Annotated in this window: 8 protein-coding genes; all 8 read left to right on the top strand. The window is 69.7% G+C overall.

The window, feature by feature from the left end:
- The first annotated feature begins 140 nt into the window (after window positions 1–140).
- The 8 genes from AC1G9L_RS07265 to AC1G9L_RS07230 all read left to right on the top strand — a co-directional run bounded on the left by AC1G9L_RS07265 (window position 141) and on the right by AC1G9L_RS07230 (window position 16,987).
- Window positions 141–2,669 (top strand): glycoside hydrolase family 3 C-terminal domain-containing protein, encoded by a 2,529-nt coding sequence (locus AC1G9L_RS07265; RefSeq protein ID WP_481070583.1) that lies wholly within the window; start codon window positions 141–143, stop codon window positions 2,667–2,669.
- A 636-nt stretch (window positions 2,670–3,305) separates the two neighbouring features.
- The gene (locus tag AC1G9L_RS07260) at window positions 3,306–6,278 is read left to right on the top strand and encodes a TonB-dependent receptor (protein WP_019801086.1); all 2,973 of its coding nucleotides are present in this window, start codon (window positions 3,306–3,308) and stop codon (window positions 6,276–6,278) included.
- Between the two features lie 1,009 nt (window positions 6,279–7,287).
- Complete coding sequence (locus AC1G9L_RS07255; RefSeq protein ID WP_481070582.1) at window positions 7,288–9,207, top strand: beta-galactosidase; 1,920 nt, start codon at window positions 7,288–7,290, stop codon at window positions 9,205–9,207.
- Complete coding sequence (locus AC1G9L_RS07250; RefSeq protein WP_019801088.1) at window positions 9,204–10,574, top strand: amino acid permease; 1,371 nt, start codon at window positions 9,204–9,206, stop codon at window positions 10,572–10,574. The genes AC1G9L_RS07255 and AC1G9L_RS07250 overlap by 4 nt, the downstream gene beginning before the upstream one ends.
- Window positions 10,571–11,506, top strand: coding sequence for a carbohydrate kinase family protein (locus AC1G9L_RS07245; protein ID WP_481070581.1), 936 nt, complete (start codon window positions 10,571–10,573; stop codon window positions 11,504–11,506). The genes AC1G9L_RS07250 and AC1G9L_RS07245 overlap by 4 nt, the downstream gene beginning before the upstream one ends.
- Window positions 11,481–12,923 (top strand): family 4 glycosyl hydrolase, encoded by a 1,443-nt coding sequence (locus AC1G9L_RS07240; RefSeq protein ID WP_019802112.1) that lies wholly within the window; start codon window positions 11,481–11,483, stop codon window positions 12,921–12,923. The genes AC1G9L_RS07245 and AC1G9L_RS07240 overlap by 26 nt, the downstream gene beginning before the upstream one ends.
- Window positions 12,924–13,093: 170 nt before the next feature.
- Window positions 13,094–14,533, top strand: a complete 1,440-nt coding sequence (locus tag AC1G9L_RS07235) for a glycoside hydrolase family 125 protein (RefSeq protein WP_481070580.1) — start codon at window positions 13,094–13,096, stop codon at window positions 14,531–14,533.
- 111 nt (window positions 14,534–14,644) lie between these two features.
- Window positions 14,645–16,987, top strand: a complete 2,343-nt coding sequence (locus tag AC1G9L_RS07230) for a GH92 family glycosyl hydrolase (RefSeq protein ID WP_481070579.1) — start codon at window positions 14,645–14,647, stop codon at window positions 16,985–16,987.
- Window positions 16,988–17,088 lie beyond the last annotated feature (101 nt).

Below are 17,088 nucleotides of genomic sequence, written 5' to 3'. Positions count from 1 at the left end.
GCGTTACCGGTAAAGCGTCGGGACTAAAGTCCCTCCCACAAAGGCGCATCTACCTGGCGCTGTGCGCGATCGGCCTGCTCGCCGCCCCGCTCGCCCATGCCGACGACGCAGAAGACCGCGCCGCCGCGCTGGTGGCGAAGATGACCCGCGCCGAGAAGATCGCGCAGGCGATGAACGCTGCGCCGGCGATCCCGCGCCTGGGCGTACCCGCCTACGAATGGTGGAGCGAGGGCCTGCACGGCATCGCCCGCAACGGCGAGGCCACGGTGTTCCCGCAGGCGATCGGCCTGGCCGCGACCTGGAACGCCGAGTTGCTGCACGACGTCGGCACCGTCACCTCCACCGAGGCGCGGGCCAAGTTCAACCTCGCCGGCGGGCCCGGCAAGGATCATCCGCGCTACGCCGGGCTGACCATCTGGTCGCCCAACATCAACATCTTCCGCGACCCGCGCTGGGGCCGCGGCATGGAGACCTACGGCGAGGATCCCTACCTCACCGGACGGCTCGCGGTCGGCTTCATCCACGGCCTGCAGGGCGACGATCCGGCGCATCCGCGCACCATCGCCACGCCCAAGCACCTGGCCGTGCACAGCGGGCCGGAACCAGGCCGCCACGGCTTCGACGTGGACGTGTCGCCGCACGATTTCGAGGCGACCTACTCGCCCGCCTTTCGCGCCGCCATCGTCGACGGCCAGGCCGGCTCGGTGATGTGCGCGTATAACTCGCTGCACGGCACACCCGCCTGCGCCGCCGACTGGCTGATCGACGGCCGCGTGCGCGGCGACTGGGGCTTCAAGGGGTTCGTCGTGTCCGATTGCGATGCGATCGACGACATGACCCAGTTCCACTACTACCGCCCCGACAATGCCGGCTCGTCCGCGGCCGCGCTCAAGGCCGGGCACGATCTGAACTGCGGCACCGCCTACCGCGACCTCGGCATCGCCTTCGACCGCGGCGAAGCCGACGAAGCCTTGCTCGACCGCTCGCTGGTGCGCCTGTTCGCCGCGCGCTACCGGCTCGGCGAACTACAGCCGCGGCGCAACGATCCGTACGCACGGCTGGGCGCCAGGGACATCGACAGCGCCGCGCACCGCGCGCTGGCGCTGCAGGCCGCGCAGCAATCGCTGGTGCTGCTGAAGAACGCCAACGCCACCCTGCCGCTGCGCCCGGGCCTGCGCCTGGCCGTACTCGGCCCCAACGCCGATGCGCTTGCCGCGCTGGAAGCCAACTACCAGGGCACCTCGGTGCAACCGGTGACGCCGCTGCTGGGCCTGCGCACGCGCTTCGGCGCCACCCAGGTCGCCTATGCGCAGGGCGCGCCGCTGGCCGCCGGCGTGCCCGGCATGATCCCCGAGACCGCGCTGCGCAGCGATGGCAAGCCCGGGCTGCGCGGCGAGTACTTCGACAACCTGGACCTGGCCGGCACGCCGCGCGTGCAGCGCCAGGACCGCGTGGTCGGCTTCAACTGGGACCACGTGGCCCCGGCCAAGGGCGTGGACAAGGACCGCTACTCGGTGCGCTGGAGCGGCGAACTGCTGCCGCCCGGCCCCGGCGACTACACCCTGGCGGTGCGGGTGGCGCGCTGCTTCGACTGCGCCGGCCACGACCCCGTGCGCCTGTACGTCGACGACCAGTTGGTGATCGCCGGCAACGCCGAGGACAAGCACCTGCCGGCCGGCATGCACAACGCCGACGGCCGCAACGTCGAGGCGGTGCTGCATTTCGACGACGCGCGGCCGCGCCGCATCCGCCTGGAGCTGGAGCACCGCGGCCAGGACCAGGGCCTGCGCCTGGAGTGGCTGGCGCCGCCGGCGCTGCAGTTGGCCGAGGCCGACCGTGCGGTGGCGCAGGCGGACGCGGTGGTGGCCTTTGTCGGCCTGTCGCCGGACGTGGAAGGCGAGGAACTGCGCATCGACGTGCCCGGCTTCGACGGCGGCGACCGCAACGACCTGGCCCTGCCGGCGGCGCAGCAGGCCTTGCTGGAACGGGCCAAGGCCAGCGGCAAGCCGCTGGTCGTGGTGCTGATGAGCGGCAGCGCGGTGGCCTTGAACTGGGCCAAGCAGCATGCCGACGCGATCATCGCCGCGTGGTATCCGGGCCAGTCCGGCGGCACTGCCATCGCCCAGGCGCTGGCCGGCGACATCAATCCCGGCGGCCGCCTGCCGGTGACCTTCTACCGCTCGACCAAGGACCTGCCGCCCTACGTCAGCTACGACATGAAGGGCCGCACCTACCGCTACTTCAAGGGCGAGCCGCTGTTCCCGTTCGGCTACGGGCTGAGCTACACCCAGTTCGCCTACGACGCACCACAGCTGTCGGCCGCGACGCTGCAGGCCGGCCAGCCGCTGCAGGTGAGCACCACCGTGCGCAACACCGGCGCGCGCGCCGGCGACGAGGTGGTGCAGGTCTACCTGCAGTACCCGCAGCGTGCGCAGTCGCCGCTGCGCAGCATGGTCGGCTTCCAGCGCGTGCACCTGCAACCGGGCGAGGCGCGCACGCTGAGCTTCGCATTGGATGCGCGCCAGCTCAGCGACGTCGACCGCAGCGGCCAGCGCGCGGTCGAGGCCGGCGACTACCGCCTGTTCGTCGGCGGCGGCCAGCCCGGCACCGGCGCGCCCGGCGAGGACGCCGCGTTCTCGATCAGCGGCCGCATGGCCCTGCCGAAGTGAGCGACGGGGGCCGCCGCCCGCAGCCCCTGTCTACAAAATGCGCCAGCGCATGCGGCGGTGCAGCGTAACGGCCCGGCGCGCTCCCACCGCCGGGCTCCAGCTCCCTGCGTTTCAGCGCCCTGCTCATTTATTTTTCACGACCTATTGACAGTCTTCCGGGACAGAGGTATCGATAAAACGTCGGTGCCACGCGCCGACGATGCCAGACGCGCCGAACGCCGCAGCACTTGCGGCGTTTTCCAGGGCAGTTCCAGGGGTGATGTGCCATGTCATGCAGTCGTCGCAGCCAGGATCGATGCCTCGCCGGAGTTCCGGCGCCCTGCCTGTCGTCCGCGTTCCGCGCGGGCACGCACGGGAGCCGCTGCGCATGACCCGTCGCTACAAGCTGAGCGCGCTGCGTTCGCGCTCCAAGTGCATCGCTGGCTACTCGCCGCCACGCCACTGATCACCATCTAACGGTCCGCCCAGCCGGCAGACGCCTCGCGTCGGTCGCCGCTCGCTCTGTCCTGTTCGCACGCCGTCCGGCGTGTGGTTCGAGCGCGCGCGCCTTCCGTCCACCGTGTCTGCCATCCAGGAACGCAGCGGCGCGTCGCCTTCGGCGCGTGCCCGCCCCGATCACGATCAGCGAGGTGTCACGTGGCAACCCATCCCCATTGCAAGCGCAAGGCGCTGTGCGCCGCCATTCTGGCCATCACCGGCCTCGCCGCCACCGCACCTGCGCTGGCCGGCACCGTGCAGGGCGAACTCAAGGAGCGCAGCAGCGGCAAGCCCGCCGCGCACGCCAAGGTCGCCATCGCCGGCACCGCACTCAGCGCCGTCACCGACGCGCAGGGCCGCTTCGCCATCGCCGACGTGCCGGCCGGGCAGTACGCGCTGCAACTGGACTACCCCGGCTTCAGCGCCCCGGAAACCACCGTGCAGGTCGCCGACAGCGGCGCCGCCACGGTGTCGATCGCGCTGGACGAGGCCAAGCAGTTGCAGACCATCAGCGTGGCGGCCAACCGCTACGACGCCAGCACGCTGAAGATGAACTCCTCGAACACGGTGGACGTGCTCTCGGCCAACGACCTTGAGCACACCGCCGTGCACAACGTCGCCGAGGCGCTGGGCCTGATCGCCGGCATCAACATCACCTACAGCGGCTCGGGCTACTTCGGCGGTGTCGACGGCGCCGCGCGCGGCGAAGGCATGTTCGCCTCGGTGCGCGGCCTGCCCTCCGAGTACAACGTCAACCTGATCGACGGCGTCACCGTCGCCCAGGGCATGCCGTACAGCCGCAGCGTGCAGTTGAGCCTGCTGCCGCCCTCGGGCCTGCAGACCATCGTCGCCAACAAGACCTCCACCGCCGACATGGACGGCGACGCGATCGGCGGCACCCTGGATTTCCGCACGCCCACCGCCTACGACTACAAGGACGCCACCAGCGGCAGCGTCACCGTCAGCGGCCGCGTCGAGAGCCGCGCCCGCGACTACGGCGGCGACGGCCTCGGCGGCGGCCTGGCCGGCGAGTTCCAGCACAAGTTCGGCGACGAGCAGCAATTCGGCTTCTACGCCAGCGCCTACTACGACTACCGCACCTCGACCAACAGCGAGGTGGCCGCGGCCACCAGCGCGCTCAACGACGGCTCCTGGAAATTCCTGCACGCCAACGCCGACGGCAGCAACGCCGCCGGCTACGCGCCGCAGGACAACCTGACCAGCACCGGCATGAACGTCGGCGTGGTCGCCGGCTGGGAGCGCCGCTACGGCGGCAATGCCGCCTTCGACTGGAACGTGGACGAGACCCTGTCGCTGTACGCGCGCGCCACCTACGCCTACGCCAAGACCGACCAGGGCACCACCTTCGTGCAGTTGCTGCCGCAGGACGTCAGCTTCGTACCGACCGCCACGCCGGGCGTGTATTCGCCCAACATCAACCGCATCGCCGCGCGCTTTTGGTACGAGACCAACCCGGAAATCGCCGACCTGGCCACCTTCCAGGTGGGCGCGCGCAAGACCGTCGGCAACTGGACGCTGTCGCCGAACCTGTTCTACAGCTTCGGCGACAACGACCGCCCCGACCACATCGAGATCGACGGACGCGAGGACAAGTTCAGCCAGGCCAACTTCGCCTACTCCGGCAGCAGCCTGATGCAATACGGCAGCGGCGCCTTCCCCTATCCGCAGCTGACCCCGGCGCTGCTGGCGCAGGTCAACAACATCCCCTCGCTGTACGCCAGCAGCTACGGCGAATCGACCAAGATCTACTCCGGGCAGAAGAAGGGCGGCGCCAAGTTCGACGCACGCTACGACTTCGCCGACGGTGCGCTGACCGCGCTGCAGTTCGGCGTGAAGTACAGCAAGAGCAGCCGCCACTACAGCAACCGCGACTGGTGGACCGGCCCGGTGCCCGACACCAGCACCCTGGGCGACCTGGGCATCTTCAACGGCGGCTACGCGGCGATCTTCCCCGGCAAGTACCACTGGGCCACGCCGCGGGTCAGCGAAGGCGCCGTGGCGCAGGTCATCGCCAACCACCTCACCGACGACGACCTCGACACCTGCGGCAGCGCGTTCTACGTCAACAACTACAACTGCAACACGATGCGCGGCACCGAGGCGGTCAGCGCCGCCTACGCGATGGCGACCTTCTCCTTCGGCAGCCTGGAAGTGGTGCCGGGCGTGCGCTTCGAGCACACCAGCATCCACAACACCTTCTGGACCACGCCCACCGACAGCGACGGCAACCAGCAGGTCGGCTACTTCGCCGCCAACAGCACGCACTACGACCAGCCGCTGCCGAGCGTGTTCCTGACCTGGCGCCCGGACAGCGCCACCACCTATCGCGCCGCGCTGTGGACCAGCTATACGCGTCCGGCGTTCGTGCAGTTGGGCGGCGGCACCCAGATCAACATCTCCAACGGCATCACCACCATCACCCAGGGCAACCCCGACCTGAAGGCGATCACCTCGACCAACCTGGATCTGTCCGGCGAGTGGGCAACCGACCACGGCGGGTTCTTCTCGGTGGCCGGCTTCTACAAGCGCCTGCACCACTACATCTACGACGCCGGTTCCGGCCAGGCCAATTCGGGCACCAGCGGCAGCGGCACGGTGTTCTACCAGATGCCGACCAATGGCGGCGACGGCCGCGTCTACGGCGTGGAAGTCAGCGCGCGGCAGCGCTTCCAGGATCTGCCGGCGCCGTTCGACGGGCTGGGCGTCAGCGCCAATGCCACGCGCCAGCATGCGCACGCGGATCTGGGCATGGTCGGCTTCGAAGACGAACAGATGCAGTCGGCGCCGAATGCGATGGCCAATCTGGAGTTGTTCTACGAGCGTTCGAAGTTCTCGGTGAACCTGAGCTATCACTTCAGCAGTTCGTATCTGCTGAACTACGATTTCCTGCACCAGAACGCGCCGTGGGACGATCTGTGGGCGCGGCCGACGCGGCGGGTGGATCTGCATGCGGGCTATCGGTTCGACAATGGGGTGAATGTGGATCTGTCGATCTCCAATCTCACCAAGGAATACAGTTACTGGGGGCATGTGGGCCGGCACAATCTGGCGGTGTCGGACATCGTGGATGCCGGCATGATGACGCTGTTGACCGTCAAGTACGCGTTCTAGGGCGCGGCGGCGTGCGCACTGGGATGCCATCGCGGAGCGGTGCCAGGGTCTCTGCGGGGGCTTCTTCAGTCCCGACGGGCCTTATCGACTTCGCCTTGGCCACGCTTTTTGTGGGAGGGACTTCAGTCCCGACGAGCTTTACCGATGCGGCCTGGATCAGGCCGCATCGGCAGCCCGCTCGCGCAGCGCGCACCCCGCTTGTCGTAGGAGCGGCTTCAGCCGCGACAGGCTCCACCGACAAAGCCTGGACCATCGCTCTTGTGGGAGGGACTTCAGTCCCGACGGGCGTTACCGATGCGGCCTGGACCAGGCTGCATCGGCAGCCCGCTCGCGCAGCGCGCACCCCGCTTGTCGTAGGAGCGGCTTCAGCCGCGACGGGCTCCACCGACAAAGCCTGGACCATCGCTCTTGTGGGAGGGACTTCAGTCCCGACGGGCTTTACTGGGAATGTTGGAAGGCAAAAGCAAAAGCTTTCGCCTGGCGGCGAGTCACTTTTCTTTGCTTGTGCAAAGAAAAGTAACCAAAAGAAGCCGCTTTACAGCAGCCGAATGGCTGATCAAGCACACCCCGACTCAGCGCCCGCTGCGCGGGTCCGCTCCGCTAGCGGGATTTTCGGACGGGGCTTGTCTGCTTCGCAGCCAAGTCCGGGGCAGTCGCCTCACGGCGCCAGCCCGCCCGCCGGGGCGAAGCAGTGCTTCGCCTTTTCCCGGCGAGCCCTGCCCCGGCCGAAAACGGCGCACATCCTTGTGCGCCGCCCCCCTGCGGGGGGTTTTACCCGCCAGCTCCGCCGCTGCGGAGGGGACCCGGGAAGAGCAAAAGCTGAAGAGCAACAGCAACAGCAACAGCAAGATCAGCATCAGCATCAGCAATACGAGGTTAATTCGTGGATCGACACCGTCGATGCAGTTGGTGTCACGACGCCCGACTTTGTTTCCTGCATCCAACACTCCTCTCCTTCCTTCGGGACTTCGGTCGCCACTGAGCGCCGCCAAACATCCTGGAGCGCGCAATGAAACGCCGCACCTTCTGCAGGTTCGGGTTGCTCGCGCCATTGGGCTTGGCGGCGATGCCGATGCTGCGCGCGGCGGCGCCGGCATCAGCGCCGGTGCCGGACGGGCGGCCGCACGCATTCGGCTTCGCCCAGGGCCGCTTCACGCTTGACGGGCAACCATGGCAGATCCGCAGCGGGGAACTGCATCCGCTGCGGATCGCGAAGGCGGATTGGTTGCATCGGATTCGCATGGCCAAGGCGATGGGGTTGAACACCATCGCGCTGTACCTGATGTGGAATGCGCTGGAAACGGCGCCGGGGCAGTTCGATCTGGACAGCGGCGAGCGCGATTTCGTCGGCTTCATCCGGCTGTGCCAGCAGGAGGGGCTGTGGGTGTATCTGCGGCCGGGGCCGTATGTGTGCGCGGAGTGGACGCTGGGCGGGTTGCCGCCGTATCTGCTGCGCGAGGCGAACATCCGTCTGCGCGATCGCCACGATGCGCGCTACATGGCGGCGGTGGAGCGCTACATCGGGGCGATCGCGCCACGCATCGCGCCGTTGATGGCCAGTGCCGGTGGGCCGGTGCTGATGCTGCAGATCGAGAACGAATACGCGATGCACGGCAGCGACGTCGGCTATCTGCAGGCACTGGCCGCGCTGTGGCGTTCGCATGGGGTCGACGGGCCGTTCTCGCTGGCCGAAGGGCTCAAGGATCTGCGTCGGCGCCAGGCCATGCTGCCCGGCGCCGCGCTTGGCCTGGATGGTCCCGATCTGCACGATCTGCAGGCGGCCACCGCCTTCGCTGGGCAGGCGCCGGTGTGGGTGTCCGAGGGCTACCCCGGCTGGCTCACGCATTGGGGCGAGCCGCAGTTCGCGCGCCGCGACTATGCGCCGCTGCTGCGCCGCATCGCCGCCGCCGGCTATTCGTTCAATCTGTACGTAGTGCACGGCGGCACCAACTTCGGCCTCAGCGCTGGCGCCAATGCCGAGGACGACGGCTCGCAGTTCCAGCCGGCGCTGACCAGCTACGACTACGGCGCGCCGATCGACGAGGCCGGCCGTGCCACGCCGGCGTACTTCGCGCTGCGCAAGATCATCGCCGCGCAAGCCGACACGCCACCGCCGCCACTACCAGCAGCACCACGCCGCGCGCACTTCGATGCGGTGCAGGCCAGGCCCGTGGCCGCGCTGTGGGACAACCTCGGCCCCGCGCTGCAGACCGACACCCCGATCGACAACCAGCGCCTGCTCGGCCAGGACCAGGGCCTGGTGCTGTATCGGCGCCGGATCGGCGCGGGCCAGGCACTGCACCTGGGACAGGTCCACGACTACGCGGTGGTGCATCTGGACGGGCGCGAACTCGACCACGTGTCGCGGGTGCGGCATCCGCGCCTGCACAGCGCGCTGCAGTTGCGCCTGCCCGATGCAGCGCAGGACACCCGAGATCTGGAGGTGCTGGTCGACAGCTTCGGCCACATCAACTTCGGCCCGGCGCTGGGCGATCGCAAGGGGCTGCTCGGTCCGGTGCGTCTCGATGGCCAGGACCTGCACGGTTGGGAGGTGCGCGGGCTGGCGCTGGACGCAGACCCGACGCCGTCGCTGCGTCCGCTGCAGGCGCCGCCGCAGCGCCCGGGCCTGTTCTTCGCCTCAGAATTCACCCTCGACCAGCCCGGCGACGTGCACCTGGACATGCGCGATTGGCGCAAGGGCTATCTGTGGGTCAACGGGCGCCTGCTCGGCCGCTATTGGGACATCGGCCCGCAGCAATGCCTGTACTGCCCCGGCGCCTGGCTGCGCGCCGGTGCCAACCAGGTGCTGATCCTCGATCTGCATCGTCTGCAACCGGGCCTGGTGCGTTGCGCCGACGGTCTCGTCCCCACGCCTGCCACGCAGGCCTCCGCTCTCCTTCCCTCCCCGCAGGATCGCGCATGCACATGACGTCGCTCGCCGCCCCCGTCGCGTCCTCCGCCGAGGACCAGGGCGCGCCACCACGCACGCTGGGCTTCTGGAGCGCGCTGTCGGCGAACCTGCTCAACATGATCGGGATCGGCCCGTTCATCACCATCCCGCTGGCGCTGTCGGCGCTGGCCGGGCCGGCGGTGCTGCTGGGCTGGGTGGTCGGCGCGCTGCTGTGCCTGTGCGACGGCCTGGTGTGGGCCGAACTGGGTTCGGCGATCCCGCGCTCGGGCGGGCCCTACCACTACCTGCGCGAGGCCTATGGCCGCGATCGCGCCGGGCGCCTGTTCGGCTTCCTGTACCTGTGGCAGACGCTGCTGACCGCGCCGCTGTCGGTAGCGGCGGCCGCGGTCGGCTGCGCGCAGTACCTGGCCTACCTGATGCCCGGGCTGAGCCACACTGCGCTCACCGGCATCGCCATGGCGCTGTGCCTGTTCAACACCGCGCTGCTGTACCGGCAGGTGCGCTCGGTGCAGTTGCTGTCGCTGCTGGTCAGTGCGGTGGTGATCGCCGCCTGCGTGTGGATCGTGCTCAGCGGCGCGTTGCATTTCGACATGGCGCTGGCGCGCGAGTTCCTGCAGGCGCGGCCGGCCTCGCCGCACGGCTTCTGGCTGGGCTTCGGCGCGGTGGCGCTGATCGCGGTGTACGACTACGGCGGCTACAACAACGTGTGCATGCTCGGCGGCGAGATCCGCAAGCCGCGCCGTACGATTCCGCGCGCGGTGCTGTGGTCGATCCCGATCGTGGCGGTGCTGTACCTGGGCTTGAACGTGACCCTGCTCGGCGTGCTGCCGTGGCAGCAGGCCGCGCAGTCCAAGGCGGTGGTGGCCGACTTCATGCAGGCCATCTACGGCCCGGTGGGCAGCACCGTGGCGGTGGCGCTGATCGTGCTCGCCAGTTGGGGTTCGGCGCTGGTGGTGCTGCTGGGCTATTCGCGGGTGCCGTATGCCGCGGCCGCGTCCGGCCAGTTCTTCGGCGTGTTCGCGCGGCTGCATCCGCGCGGGCGCTTTCCCACCGTGTCGCTGCTGTTCGTCGGCATCGCCTCGGCGCTGGCCTGTCCGCTGTCGCTGGACGACCTGATCGCCACGCTGATGATCATCCAGATCCTGTTCCAGTTCCTGGCGCAATGCCTGGCGGTGGTGCTGCTGCGGCGGCAGCCGCGGCGCCGCGCCCGCTTCGCCATGCCGCTGTATCCGTGGCCGCTGCTGATCAGCGTCTGCGGCTGGCTGGCGCTGCTGGCCACCAGCCCGCTGCCGCGGTTGCTGGCGGCGGTGCTGGCGCTGTGCTTGGGTACTGCGCTCTATCTCATCCAGGCCAAACGCGAGGCAGCATGGCCCTTCCAGCAATGAAAACCCACGACGTCGCGGTGGTCGGCGAGGTCTATCTCGACCACATCTTCAGCGGCTTCACCGCCTGGCCCGGGCCGGGCGAGGAAGCGATGGCGCGGCACTACCATCGCGACCTCGGTGGCGGCACCGTCAACACCGCCTGCGGGCTGGCGCGGCTCGGACGCAAGGTCACGCTGATCGGCGCGATCGGCGCCGGCGACCGCGACTGGTTCGCGCAGCGCCTGGGCGCGTTCGGCGTCGGCACAGAAGGCCTGGTCGACCACCCCGCCGGCACCGGCGTCACCGCCAGCGTGTCGCTGCACGACGACCGCTCGTTCTTCACCTATCCCGGCGCCAACGCCGAGTTGGAACCGCTGTTGGGCAGTGCGGCCGCGCTGCAGGCGATGTGCGCCGCGCGCCATGTGCACTTCGCCCTGCCGCTGCCGGCGACGCTGGCGCGCACGCTGCTGCCGGCGTTGCGCGCGGCCGGCTGCAGCACCTCGCTGGACGTCGGCTTCAACCCGGCGTGGCTGGCCGATCCGGACAACCACGCCACCTGCCGCGCGGTCGATCACTTCCTGCCCAACCAGAAAGAGGCGGCACTGGCCGGCTGCACGGGCGATGACGTGGCGTCCTGCCACGCCTGGGCGCAGGCGCTGGGGCTGGCGCAGGTCACGATCAAGCTCGGCGGCGCCGGCGCCTGCGTGGTGGATGCGGCCGGCGCGCGACGGGTCGCCGCGCCCGCGGTCGCCGTGCAGGACACCACCGGCGCCGGCGACGCCTTCGATGCCGGCTTCATCGACGCGCTGCTGGACCACCTTTCCCTCGATGCCTGCGCGCAGCGCGGCTGCCTGTGCGGCGCCGCCTGCTGCACCGCGCTCGGCGCGCTCGACGGCCTTCCCGATCCCCCACGTCTCAGGAGTCTCCATGAGCAGTTCCTTTCCCAACCGTAAGCTCGCCCTGATCGGCGGCGGCGGCGTGCGCGCGCCGCTGGTGGTGTACGGCGTCAACGACGCCGCCGAAGCGCTCGGCGCGCGCGAGATCGTGCTCTACGATCCCGACCAGGAGCGGCTGGCGCTGATGGTCGCGCTGGGCCGCGCGGTGGTCGCCGAGTTCGGCGGCGACCTGCAGGTCAACGCGGCCAGTTCGGCGGAAGCGGCGATCGACGGCGCGCACTTCGTGCTCAACAGCATCCGCATCGGCGGCATCCATCAGCGCGCCACCGACGAGCACACCATCATCCGCCACGGCTACGCCGGGCAGGAGACCACCGGCCCCGGCGGCGTCGCCAAGGCGCTGCGCACGGTACCGGTGGCGATCGAGCAGGCGCGGATGGTGGAGCGGCTCAGCCCCGATGCCTGGCTGGTCAGCTTCACCAACCCGGCCGGGCTGATCACCCAGGCCATCAGCCGCCACACCCGCGCGCGCGTGGTCGGCATCTGCGACACGCCGGTGGAGCTGTTCCACAACATCGCCCGCGCGCTCGGCGAGCCGCCGGCGGACGTGGACTGCGAGTACGTCGGCCTCAACCACCTGGGCTGGATCCGCGCGGTGCGCGTGCGCGGCGAGGACGTGCTCGACCGCATCCTGGCCGACGACGCGATCCTGCGCCAGCTGTACCTGGCGCCGCTGTTCGACTTCGACATGCTGCGCACGCTGCGGCTGATCCCCACCGAGTACCTGTACTTCTACTACGAGCGCAGTCGCGCCCTGGAGAACCAGCGCGCCAGCGGCGCCAGCCGCGGCAGCGAGATCGAACGGCTCAACCACACCCTGATCGCCGACCTGCGCAGCCGCCTCAACGCCGGCGACGGCAGCGGCGCGGTACAGACCTACGCCGCCTACCTGCAGCAGCGCTCCGGCTCGTACATGCGGCTGGAGGCCGAGGCCGGCTCGGCCTTCGCCGACGACCTCGCGCCGCAGCCGGACCCGTTCCGCGCCAGCACCGGCTACCACCGCATCGCCGTGGACGTGATGAGCGCGCTGACCGGCGCGCTCCCCGGGCGGCACGTGGTCAACGTGCGCAACCAGGGCTGCATGCCGGAACTGGCCGACGACGACATCGTCGAGATCTCCTCCACCATCGAGCGCGACCGCATCACCCCGCTGCCGGCGCGGCCCATGCCCGAGGCGATCCAGGGCCTGGTGCGCACGGTCAAGGCCTACGAGCACGCCGCCATCGACGCCGCGCTCAGCGGCAGCCACCTGGACGCGTGCAAGGCGATGCTGATCCACCCTGCCATCGGCGAGTGGAGCCCGTCGCGGCGGCTGCTGGAGGCATTGTTCGGCCATGCCGGCAACGGCGACGACGACGGCGAGTGCGTGTGCTCGGGACCGATGCACTGGCACGGCGCGCATCACCATCCGTGAGCGGGCCGGTTGTGCAGTCGCAGGATGCATCGGACGGCCACACATTGTAAGGTCGTCGCAAATTGGTCCGTCATAGGTACCATCAACCTGCCCTCCCGGCCGCGGCCGGCACCTCCCCGGTGCCGGCCCGCGCCGGGAGCGTTCGTCGATTCCACGGAGCGTTCCAGGCCATGCCCACCCGCCGCGACATCCTCCACTTCCTCGGCGCCAGCGCCGGCGCCGCGCTGCTGAGCGGGGCGCTGCCGGCCGCCGCCGCGGCCTCGGCCTCCACCGCGCTGCCCAGCAAGCGGCCGCCGCCGGGCAAGCGCCGCTTCGTCAGCGCCGCGGTCGAGCGCCAGTTGCGCACGGTCAAGGCCGGCATCGCCGATCCGCGCCTGGCCTGGCTGTTCGAGAACTGCTACCCCAACACCCTCGACACCACCGTCGAAACCGGCACCCGCAACGGCAAGCCGGACACCTTCGTCATCACCGGCGACATCGAGGCGATGTGGCTGCGCGACTCCTCCGCGCAGGTGCATCCCTACGTGCCGCTGGCCAAGCGCGACCCGGCGCTGCGGCGCATGTTCCATGGGCTGATCCAGCGCCAGGCCGCCTGCATCCGCCTGGATCCCTACGCCAACGCGTTCCTGCCCGACGGCACCAGCCAGCGCCTGAAGTGGTCGGTGGCCGACATCACCGAGATGAAGCCCGGCGTCGGCGAGCGCAAATGGGAAGTGGATTCGCTGTGCTACCCGATCCGCCTGGCGCACGAGTACTGGCGCGCCAGCGGCGATGCCGCGCCGTTCGACGACGACTGGCGCGAGGCCATGCACGTGGTGGTACGCACCTTCCGCGAGCAGCAGCGCCTGCACGGCCGCGGCCCGTACAGTTTCCAGCGACCCTCGCCGCTGGCCACCGAGACCCTGGTGCTGGACGGCTACGGGCAGCCGACCCGGCCCAACGGCATGATCCACTCGATGTTCCGCCCGTCCGACGACGCCTGCCTGTACCCGCTGTTCGTCCCCGCCAACCTGTTCGCGGTGACCTCGCTGCGGCAACTGGCGGCGATGAGCGAGGCGCTGCATCACGACACCGCCTTCGCCGGCGAATGCCGCGCCCTGGCCGACCAGGTCGAGACCGCCACCCGTCAGTTCGGGCAGATGCGCGATGCCGACGGCCAGCCGTTCTGGGCCTACGAGGTGGACGGCTACGGCAACCAGTTGTTCATCGACGACGCCAACGCGCCCGGCCTGCTGAGCCTGGCCTACCTGGGCTGCTGCGATCGCCGCGATCCCGTGTTCCTGCGCACCCGGCAACTGGCCTGGAGCGAGCGCAACCCGTACTTCTATCGCGGCCGCGCCGCCGAGGGCGTGGGCAGCCCGCACAGCGGCCTGGGCACGATCTGGCCGATGTCGCTGATGCAGTACGCCCTGGCCAGCGACGACGACGCGCAGATCCGCCAGTGCCTGCAGTGGCTCAAGACCACCGACGCCGGCAGCGGCTTCATGCACGAAGCCTTCGACAAGGACAACCCGAGCACCTTCACCCGCGACTGGTTCGCCTGGGCCAACACCTTGTTCGGCGAGCTGATCATCGACCTGCATCAGCGCAAGCCGCACCTGCTGTCGTAGGAGCGGCTTCAGCCGCGACCGGGCGTTCCCGGTAACGCCCATCGCGGCTGAAGCCGCTCCTACAAAAAACCAAACCCCCACCGCACCGCCGCACACCCCGAGGACAGCACCATGGCTACACGACGCGGTTTCCTGCAGGGCGCCATCGCCCTGGCCCTGTTCGGCAGCAGCGGCATCGCGCGCCTGGCGCAGGCACGCGCCGGCAGCTACGCGCTGCCGGCCGACGCGCGCGCCAAGGCCGAGCTCATCCGCAACGTCGACGTGTTCATCGGCACCGGCGGCCACGGCCACACCTTCCCCGGCGCCACGCTGCCGTTCGGCATGGTGCAGCTGAGCCCGGACACCTACAACGCCGACTGGGACGCCTGCTCCGGCTACCACGCCGACGACAGCTCGATCATGGGCTTCTCGCACACCCACCTGTCCGGCACCGGCGTCGGCGACATGCTCGACTTCCTGGTGGTGCCGGCCACCGGCCCGGTGAAGCTGCAGCCCGGCACGCGCGAGCATCCCGAGACCGGCTACCGCTCGCGCTTCGACCACGCCGACGAAGCCGCCTCGCCCGGCTACTACCGCGTCCGTCTGAAGGACAGCGGCGTGCATGCCGAGCTCACCGCCACCGCACGCGCGGGCCTGCATCGCTACCACTTCGCCAAGGGCAAGCCGGCACACCTGCTGCTGGACCTGTGCCACGGCATGCAGGACAAGCCGGAGATCCCCACCCGCGTCGAGGACGCCAGCCTGCGCCTGGTCGACGCGCAGACCGTCACCGGCGGCCGCCGCGTCTACCAGTGGGCCAAGGGCCGCTACATCTACTTCGCCATGCGCCTGTCGCGGCCGTTCGCCAGCGCGCAGCTGTATGCCGACGACCAGCCGCTGGCCGCGAGCGCGCGCAGCGCCGACGGCAACCGGCTGAAGCTGGCCCTGCACTACCCGGATGCGGCCGATGCGCCGCTGCTGGTCAAGATCGGCCTCTCCGCAGTCAGTGCGGAGAACGCCCTGGCCAACCTCGACGCGGAACTGCCCGACTTCGACTTCGCCCGCGTGCACGCCGCCGCCGTGGCCGAGTGGGAGAAGGAACTGGGGCGGGTACGCATAGACAGCGACGACGAGGCGCAGCGCCGCATCTTCTACACCGCGCTGTACCACAGCCTGATCGCGCCGACCCTGTTCAGCGACACCGACGGCCGCTACCGCGGCATGGACCTGCAGGTGCACCAGGCGCCGGCCGGCTACCACAACTACAGCACCTACTCGCTGTGGGACACCTACCGCGCCCTGCATCCCTTGCTGACCCTGGTGCAGCCCGAGCGCGTGCCCGACCTGGTGCAGTGCCTGGTGCGCGGCGCCCACGAATCGCCGCAAGGCGTCGCCATCTGGCCGCTGCAGGGCGTGGAGACCGACTGCATGATCGGCTACCACTCCGCCGTGGTGCTGGCCGAGGCGCATGCCAAGGGCTTCACCGGCATCGACTGGAAAGCCGCCTACCCGGCCTGGCGCAAGCGCGCGATGGACGACGACGTGCACGGCCTGGCGCTGTACCGGCAGATGGGCTACATCCCCTGCGACAAGGTCGACGAATCGGTCAGCCGCACCCTGGAATTCGCCTACGACGACTGGGCGGTGGCGCACCTGGCGCAGGCAGTCGGCGCCGACGACGATGCCAAGCACCTGCGCGAACGCTCGCGGCAGTACCGCAATGTGTTCAACCGCGAAAGCCGCTTCGTGCAGCCGCGCCTGAGCAACGGCCAGTGGGCCACCCCGTTCGACCCGCGCGCGATGGGCCACAGCACGCAGTGGCGCGACTTCACCGAGTCCAACGCCTGGCAGGCCACCTTCCTCAACCAGCACGACCTGTACGGCTACATGGACCTGTTCGGCGGCCGCGACCACTTCGTCGCCAAGCTCGACGAACTGTTCACCACCAGCTCCGAACTGCCGGCGGACGCGCCGCCGGACATCGACGGCATGGTCGGCCAGTACGCGCACGGCAACGAACCCAGCCACCACGTCGCCTATCTCTATGCCTACGCCGGGCAGCCGTACAAGACCCAGGCGATGGTGCGGCGCCTGCTGCGCGAGCAGTATCACGACGCGCGCAACGGCCTGTCCGGCAATGAGGACTGCGGGCAGATGAGCGCCTGGTTCGTGCTCAGCGCACTGGGCCTGTATGCGGTGGACCCGGTCAGCGCCAACTACGTGCTGGGCAGCCCGCTGTTCAAGCGCGCCGAACTGGACGTGGGCAACGGCCGCACCCTGCGCATCGTCGCCCACGGCAACAGCGCGACCAACGTCTACATCCAGAGCGCACGCTGGAACGGCAAGCCCTACACCCGCAGCTGGCTGCGCCATGCCGACCTCGCCGCCGGCGGCACGCTGGAACTGGAGATGGGGCCGAAGCCCAACACCGCGTTCGGTGCGGGCAAGGACGACCTACCGCCATCCTTTAGCTGATCCTCGCGTCTCGTAGGAGCGGCTTCAGCCGCGACCGGGCCTTCCCCGCAACGCCCGGTCGCGGCTGAAGCCGCTCCTACACGTAAAACCCGAACTCGCTA

Source organism: Xanthomonas sp. NCPPB 1132 (assembly GCF_056629235.1).
The sequence above is the reverse complement of the archived record's forward strand: the minus strand, read 5'-3'. Positions and strand labels throughout refer to the sequence as shown.

Bases quoted from the DNA above. Each gene is read 5' to 3' on its own strand.
- AC1G9L_RS07235 (WP_481070580.1), top strand. From the start codon at position 13,094: ATGCCCACCCGCCGCGACATCCTCCACTTCCTCGGCGCCAGCGCCGGC.
- AC1G9L_RS07265 (WP_481070583.1), top strand. From the start codon at position 141: ATGACCCGCGCCGAGAAGATCGCGCAGGCGATGAACGCTGCGCCGGCG.
- AC1G9L_RS07255 (WP_481070582.1), top strand. From the start codon at position 7,288: ATGAAACGCCGCACCTTCTGCAGGTTCGGGTTGCTCGCGCCATTGGGC.
- AC1G9L_RS07250 (WP_019801088.1), top strand. From the start codon at position 9,204: ATGACGTCGCTCGCCGCCCCCGTCGCGTCCTCCGCCGAGGACCAGGGC.
- AC1G9L_RS07230 (WP_481070579.1), top strand. From the start codon at position 14,645: ATGGCTACACGACGCGGTTTCCTGCAGGGCGCCATCGCCCTGGCCCTG.
- AC1G9L_RS07240 (WP_019802112.1), top strand. From the start codon at position 11,481: ATGAGCAGTTCCTTTCCCAACCGTAAGCTCGCCCTGATCGGCGGCGGC.
- AC1G9L_RS07245 (WP_481070581.1), top strand. From the start codon at position 10,571: ATGAAAACCCACGACGTCGCGGTGGTCGGCGAGGTCTATCTCGACCAC.